The 6,340-nt window shown below is 60.2% G+C and carries 10 protein-coding genes and 1 pseudogene; 6 read left to right on the top strand and 5 right to left on the bottom strand.

The genetic code is table 11. The annotated features are described in order from the left end of the window. The 3 genes from GNZ13_RS49875 to GNZ13_RS49885 form a co-directional block, all read left to right on the top strand. Positions 1-131 (top strand): hypothetical protein (locus GNZ13_RS49875; RefSeq protein WP_172178850.1); only part of this gene is annotated, 131 nt, incomplete at its 5' end. A 337-nt stretch (positions 132-468) separates the two neighbouring features. Beyond that, a complete protein-coding gene (locus GNZ13_RS49880; RefSeq protein ID WP_172178851.1) occupies positions 469-1,641 on the top strand; it encodes a 4-hydroxybenzoate 3-monooxygenase in 1,173 nt (390 codons plus the stop codon). Between the two features lie 258 nt (positions 1,642-1,899). Continuing rightward, the gene (locus GNZ13_RS49885) at positions 1,900-2,148 is read left to right on the top strand and encodes a hypothetical protein (protein WP_172178852.1); all 249 of its coding nucleotides are present in this window, start codon (positions 1,900-1,902) and stop codon (positions 2,146-2,148) included. 127 nt (positions 2,149-2,275) lie between these two features. Here the strand turns inward: GNZ13_RS49885 and GNZ13_RS49890 are convergent, their stop codons facing one another. Continuing rightward, positions 2,276-2,524, bottom strand: a complete 249-nt coding sequence (locus GNZ13_RS49890) for a hypothetical protein (protein WP_172178853.1) — start codon at positions 2,522-2,524, stop codon at positions 2,276-2,278. A 78-nt stretch (positions 2,525-2,602) separates the two neighbouring features. After that, positions 2,603-3,013: a hypothetical protein gene (locus tag GNZ13_RS49895; protein WP_172178854.1), complete on the bottom strand. Its 411-nt coding sequence runs from the start codon at positions 3,011-3,013 to the stop codon at positions 2,603-2,605. A gap of 423 nt (positions 3,014-3,436) precedes the next feature. On the opposite strand from GNZ13_RS49895, the gene GNZ13_RS49900 reads away from it, so the two are divergent. Then, on the top strand, positions 3,437-3,634 hold the full coding sequence (locus GNZ13_RS49900; RefSeq protein WP_172178855.1) for a hypothetical protein: 198 nt from the start codon (positions 3,437-3,439) through the stop codon (positions 3,632-3,634). A 104-nt stretch (positions 3,635-3,738) separates the two neighbouring features. Further along, positions 3,739-4,299: a cytochrome b gene (locus tag GNZ13_RS49905; RefSeq protein ID WP_236002554.1), complete on the top strand. Its 561-nt coding sequence runs from the start codon at positions 3,739-3,741 to the stop codon at positions 4,297-4,299. Positions 4,300-4,448: 149 nt separating this feature from the next. On the opposite strand, the pseudogene GNZ13_RS49910 reads toward GNZ13_RS49905, so the two are convergent. Then, a pseudogene (locus tag GNZ13_RS49910) lies at positions 4,449-4,931 on the bottom strand (IclR family transcriptional regulator domain-containing protein); the annotation flags it as partial. A gap of 11 nt (positions 4,932-4,942) precedes the next feature. On the opposite strand from GNZ13_RS49910, the gene GNZ13_RS49915 reads away from it, so the two are divergent. After that, on the top strand, positions 4,943-5,272 hold the full coding sequence (locus GNZ13_RS49915) for a TolC family protein (protein ID WP_172178856.1): 330 nt from the start codon (positions 4,943-4,945) through the stop codon (positions 5,270-5,272). A gap of 106 nt (positions 5,273-5,378) precedes the next feature. Here GNZ13_RS49915 and GNZ13_RS49920 read toward each other — a convergent pair whose 3' ends face one another. Next, positions 5,379-5,978 carry a GNAT family N-acetyltransferase gene (locus GNZ13_RS49920; protein WP_172178857.1) on the bottom strand — a complete coding sequence of 200 codons (600 nt, stop codon included), beginning with the start codon at positions 5,976-5,978 and terminating at the stop codon, positions 5,379-5,381. Positions 5,979-6,194: 216 nt separating this feature from the next. Then, positions 6,195-6,340, bottom strand: a 146-nt coding sequence (locus GNZ13_RS49925; protein ID WP_172178858.1) for an aldehyde dehydrogenase family protein, incomplete at its 5' end; no start/stop codon positions are given.

Raw genomic sequence — 6,340 nt, forward strand, 5'->3', positions numbered from 1 at the left:
ACAGTTCGATTCTGGTCGGCATCCAGGTGCCGGAGAGCGAGAACGGCGAGTTCGAACGCTTTCTCGCGACGCTTGGCTATCCGTACTGGGAAGAGACCCAGAACCCCGTGTACCGCTTGTTCCTCGCGTAGCCGAGCCGTTTGCCTCGTGACAGGTAGCGGTCTCGCTCGTGGGCACGGCCAGCAGGCAGCCCACGACGCGCCGCACGTTCTTTAGCTGGATCCGCAAACCGATCGGGGTTTACCTTGAGACGGCGCAAAACGGTGCAGCAGATAAGCGATCGACCGACTAAGCCGCAAGCGCCCTCTGGGAGCGGTTCGCGCGTATTTGCGCTCACCCGCGCCCTTCGAGCGGGCGCCCCTTCTATCTCAAAACTGGATACAGCGTATCTGCCATATCGCGTTGCGCGATACAGGGCGTGATTGTCAAACTGAGTGCACATCAAACGCCGCATTCAGGAGACAACTCATGCGCACCCAAGTTGGCATCATCGGTGCCGGGCCTGCGGGCCTGCTTCTTTCCCATCTTCTTCATTTGCGCGGCATCGACTCCGTCGTGCTCGAAACGCGTACCCGCGAACAGATCGAATCCACCATCCGCGCCGGCGTGCTCGAACAGGGCACGATGGACCTGCTCACCGAGGCCGGCGTCGGCGCGCGCATGAAGGCTGAAGGCGCGCTGCATCACGGCTTCGAACTGGCTTTCGAAGGCAAGCGGCGCCGTATCGACCTAACCGGACTCACCGGCCATTCGATCACGGTCTACGCGCAGCACGAAGTCATCAAGGATCTGGTCGCCGCGCGCGTGGCTGCCGACGGAGCCTTGCGTTTCGGCGTGACGGACACATCGCTGCACGGCATCGATACCGATAAGCCGTCGATCCGCTATCGCCACGAAGGCGAGGAGTGCGAACTGCAATGTGACTTCGTGATCGGCTGCGATGGCTCGCAAGGCGTGTCGCGTGCATCGATTCCGCAGGCATTGCGCAAAGACTATGAACGCGTCTATCCGTTCGGCTGGTTTGGCATTCTGTGCGAAGGGCCGCCGTCGTCGGATGAATTGGTTTACGCGCGTCACGAACGCGGCTTTGCGCTGGTCAGCACGCGCTCAGCGAACGTGCAACGCATGTATTTTCAGTGCGATCCGAAGGACTCGGTCGACAATTGGTCCGACGACCGAATCTGGGCCGAGCTGCACGCACGCGTCGATTCGCATGACGGTCAGCACGTCGTAGATGGCAAGATCTTCCAGAAGAACATAGTCGGCATGCGCAGTTTCGTGTCGGCCACCATGCAGCATGGCCGGCTCTTTCTCGCCGGCGATGCAGCGCATATCGTGCCGCCCACCGGTGCGAAGGGCATGAATCTCGCCGTCGCCGACGTGCGTGTGTTGACCAACGCGCTGAACGCGTTCTACGTTGAAAATCGCACCGATCTGCTGGACAGTTACAGCCAAACCGCACTCAAACGGATCTGGCGTGCCGAGCATTTCTCGTACTGGATGACGAGCATGATGCATCGTATTGACGGCGCATCGCCGTTCGAACAGCAGTTGCAGGTGGCCGAGCTCGAATACGTGACCACGTCGCGTGCGGCAGCTACTGCGATGGCGGAAAACTACGTGGGCGTCGCCGCGGTATAAGAGGGCGCGCGCAGCTTCGCATAGCCAGCGTTTATAGAATGCGCGCCGGAGATTTTTTGATCAGACGAATCTCCGCCGGGCCCGGTGCGCGCCGGCAAACCCTTGATGGGCGGGCTTCCGCCATTGTCGTGTCAAAAGCAACAGTGAATTCAGGAATGGAGGATTTATCCGCACCTGATCCGCTCCTAGACTGGCCTCATTGGCTGCACCACGCGTCACATTCGCAGCGCGTACAGGTCAATCACTGGAGGTGGTTTCATGAAGTCGCTCATCAAAGCTGTTGCTATTGCAGTTGTTCTTGGCGCGCCGATCGCTTCGTTCGCGCAATCGAATCAGCCGGCCCCGCAAAACGCACAGGGCGCGCAGGCGCAAGTTTCCGAACAACAAGGCGCTCGTCAGGCCGATACCAGCGGTTATGGTTCGGGGAGCGGCGGCACGTGGCAAGCCGGTCACGGCCGCGATACGACGGTGAGCTCCTATTCGCCGCCGATCTATAACGCACGTTAAGGGCAAAACGAAAATACGCGGATCATTGCCGCGCTGTTCGATTCGTTCAGTATCTGCGATTCGACTATAAGAGGCCGGTCATCGGAACACGTTCGGTGGCCGGCCTTTTATCGTGTCCATCACGCGATTATTGCGTGCGCAACAGGGTCATCTCGTTGCGCAGCAAGGCCCGAAGGTCCTCGTCAGTGGGCCGCGTACCCCAGTGCCGCGCGCCGGCCACCGATGCAATCGCGATCCACGAGTGAGGTGGAAACCATTCGCGAAGCACGGCGCCGTCCTGACGCAAACACAATTGGCCAGTCTGTTCGCTGTATTCGGCGGAGATGACCGCGCCGTCGATTTCTGCCGTTACACGCCGTGGATCGTTGCGTAGCAAATCGTCGCTCCTGCAAAAGGTGTGGCGCGAATGCCTGCGCGGGCCGGTCGCGTTAGTGACGCGGCAACGGCCCATGCCTTAGTGATCGCCCCGGCCGTGATCATCGCCATGGCCGTGCCAATCGCCGTGGTCGCCGCCGTGGCCGTGCCAATCGCCGTGATCGTGCCAGTCGCCATGTGGGCCTTCACGATAGCCGCGCGCGTCATGCCATTCGTGGTCGTGATGGCGCTCTTCCCACTCGCGTCGTTCCCAGTAGCGGTGGCCGTCGTAATAACGCTCGCCGTACCAGCCGGGGCTTACCACCACCACCGGCGGAGCGGGCACGTAGACCGGCGGAGGCGGGGCATAGACCGGCTCGGGCGCGTAGGCTACGCCCGGAATACCGATGTTCACGCCCACATCGACGTGCGCCAGTGCGACAGAAGATGCGCCGATCCCCAGACCTGCAACGATCGCCATGGACAGCAAGCGGCTTCGTGAATTGTTCATGTTTTTTCTCGGGTTTTACGATTGAGTGTGGAGTGCGCCGCGCGGGCAGCGCTTAGTAATGGTCGTGATCGTGGTAGTGGTCGTGATAACCGCCCTCAGGGACGATGATGCAACCGCCCAATGCACTCCCGAGGGTGGCAGCCAGCAGGATCAGCGCGAAAATTCGTTTCATGACGTTGCCTTCCCCTTTACGTTTGATCGAACTCTACTGAGCGGCTGGATTACCGGTGTGTTCGTGTGTAACAGGACGTGTCGATTTCTTCGCATGTCGGCCACGCTCATGAGCCGGTGTGGGGACGCGATGCAGCGCGGCGATTAGCCCTTCCGGTGGCGAGAAGCCGGCGGGCAACCCGTTGAGCGCACTATGAAAAATGTGGGGCCTTCGCGCATCCGGCGTGCTTGGACAAGTCAATGCGCGCGCGTATGAACAACTGGAATATGCGTGGCGTGGCCTGTCTCTGCGCGTATACCGGACGGATACATTCAGTTGCAGACTCGGGATGCGAGCCGGCGTCATGGCTCGCCGATCGCACTTTCTGCGTGACCGCTGGTGCGTTGCCGGTGTGTTACCGCTTCATGTTCCTGAAAGAGATCGTCAGGCTTGGCATCAGCTTTTCTTAAGGTTCGATCCGTAGCATCCTGCGTGAGTACACCGAGAATTTGTCTATCCTCGGCGCAAATACGCTCTCCCCATTCAATGGCTTCACTGCGGCTAAAACATTCTCATGACCATGCGATCGGACCAGGCCAATTTCTCACGCCACTCGTCAGGCTATGATGGCGTAGCCAAGTTTCTTCACTGGCTGGTGGTCTTATTGATCGCTGCGCAATTCGTGATCGGTTGGACCATGCCGGATATTCACAAGGGCACGCGGCCCGACGGTCTGATCGCGTGGCATCTCGGCGTGGGTGCAGCACTGATTGCAGCGGTGGCGGTGAGAATCGTCTGGCGTCTCACGCACACGCCGGCACCTGCACCTGCATCGCTTTCGCCTTTCCTCCGTGTCGTTTCGCACATCACGCACGGTCTCCTTTATCTCGCGCTGGTCGCTGTGCCCTTGCTGGGATGGGCCAATGCGTCTTCGCGCGGATGGTCCGTCAAACTGTTCGGCGTGCTGCCGTACCCCAGCATCTCGCCAGTCGGCTCGTCAGTAGGGCATGAAATGGGCGATATCCATGGTTATCTGGCCTGGGTGTTGTTCTCGCTGATAGCACTGCATATCGCAGGGGCGTTGTTTCATCGCTTCGTGCTCAAGGATCAGACGTTGCAGCGGATGCTGCCGTGACCCGTTAGTGTGCGTTAGCCGCTTGTTGCTTCCCGTCGTTTAAGCGCCTGTCGCCCGCATGCCAGCCGCTTGCCTGCGGTGGCAGCGGGTCAACCGATATCCTTTCCCCCCATCCATTTGATGGCGCTCTTTACGGCGCCTCTGTCTTCTCAGCTCAGCCCTTCGACGGCTGCCTGTTCCGGCGCCGTCGCGTCGCGATAGCCGAGCCGCGTCGAGATCGCGAGACCCGACTGCTTGAGTAGCGCGACGTAGTGCGATTTCGTGTCCGCGCCGCAGCGCATCGTCGGAAAGGAAATCGACAAGCCGGCGATCACGCGGCCGAAGCGGTCGAACACGGGTACGGCGAGACACTGCAGGCCTTCTTCCTGTTCCTCGTTGTCCTCGCCGTAGCCTTGCTCACGCACGCGCTGCAGGATGCTGAGCACGGCGTCGGCGGAGGCCAGCGTCTTTTGCGTCGACTTGCGAAATTCCACGTGCAAGAGCACTTCGCGCGCCTCAGCCGGGTCCATCCACGCGAGCAGCACTTTGCCGATCGCCGTGCTGTGCAGTGGATTGCGGCGGCCGATTCGCGACTGCATGCGCAGTCCGTAGTCGGCGTCGATCTTGTGGATGTAGATGATGGCGTCTTCGTCGGCATGCTCAGGTGGAAGTCCAGCAATACAGGCTCGATGAAGCCCGGCAGCAGGTTGGGCTCGATGTCTGGAAGAGCTATCAGGCGCTGCAAACGGGCATTGAAAATGTGGGAAATGCCGCGGCGCTCCTGCAGATCGCCCATCGCTCCTTCGACGCCGCGAAGCGTCGATATGCCGCTGGTGTCGGCAACATGCTTGAGTTGCTCAACGCCCAGTCGTCGTTGTCGGACGCTAACCGTCAACGCATCCAGGTGCTGACGGATTGGCGTGCAGCGAGACTCGACCTGGCTGCGAAGATGGGACGTCTAGAAGTAAATGACCTGCACGTTGGAAGCCACTAGAGACAGGCGCTGTTCATATCGCTTCAGGCCAGTAAAGTAAAGGCTTTCGGCGCTCCTGCGAAACTGTTGTGGCGCATGACGAAGACACGGACGCGCGGCATTTCACCTACCGCCCCAGCTTCCCCTCCAACATCGCCTTCACCTCCGCCCACTCCTCGTCGATGATGCTAAAGCGCACAGAGTTGCGCTTACGCCCATCCGGCATGATCCGTTCGTGCCGGACAATCCCTTCCTGTTTCGCGCCGATCCGCAGAATCGCGGCTCTTGATTTCTCGTTAAGCTCGTCCGTGGTGAACTGCACGCGCACGCACTGCATCGCTTCGAACGCATGACTCAGCAGAAGGTACTTCGCCTCGGTGTTCACCGCCGAGCGCTGCGCCGATCCACTCAACCACGTGTGCCCAATTTCCAGCTTCCGGTTCACCCGGTCGATCTTCCAGAATCGCGTGCTGCCGACAATCGCACCGGTGTCGCGCCTCACAATCACAAAAGGCATCACCGTGCCGGCCGCGCGTCCATCGAGCGCGGTTGCAATATAGCTGCCGATGGTCTCCGGCCCCGGCACGACAGTCAGCGTCATGTTCCACAACTGACCGTCCGCAGCGGCGTTGAGCAGACCCTGCGTGTGTTCACGCTGAAGCGGCTGGAGTTCAACGGTCTGTCCGGTCAGTGTGGGTTGCATGAGGCTAGAGGAAATGTCGTTCATGATGAAGCAGATTTTCGTTGCATGACTGCGCATCATAGAGCGAAGAAAGGTCCGAACGAAGCGAATGAGCAGCGAATCAACGGGCGATTCGCAGGACGACTCGCGAGGCGAGTGGCAAAAAAATCCGCGAACAAACGCTCGCGGACCTGGCACAGTGACCAAACAGACGGACGAGGTCGGAAACCTCGCCCTGAAAGCCTGATGGCCTTCGGCGTCTTAAACCGCCATCACCGAAACGGCCTTGGTGACCAGATAGCCTTCCATCGCTTCCGGACCGCCTTCCGACCCATAGCCCGAATCCTTCACGCCGCCAAACGGCATTTCCGGCGAAGGCGTAGCCGGCTGGTTGATCCACAACATGC

Source organism: Paraburkholderia elongata (genome assembly GCF_013177735.1).
GTDB classification, from domain to species: Bacteria; Pseudomonadota; Gammaproteobacteria; order Burkholderiales; family Burkholderiaceae; genus Paraburkholderia; species Paraburkholderia elongata.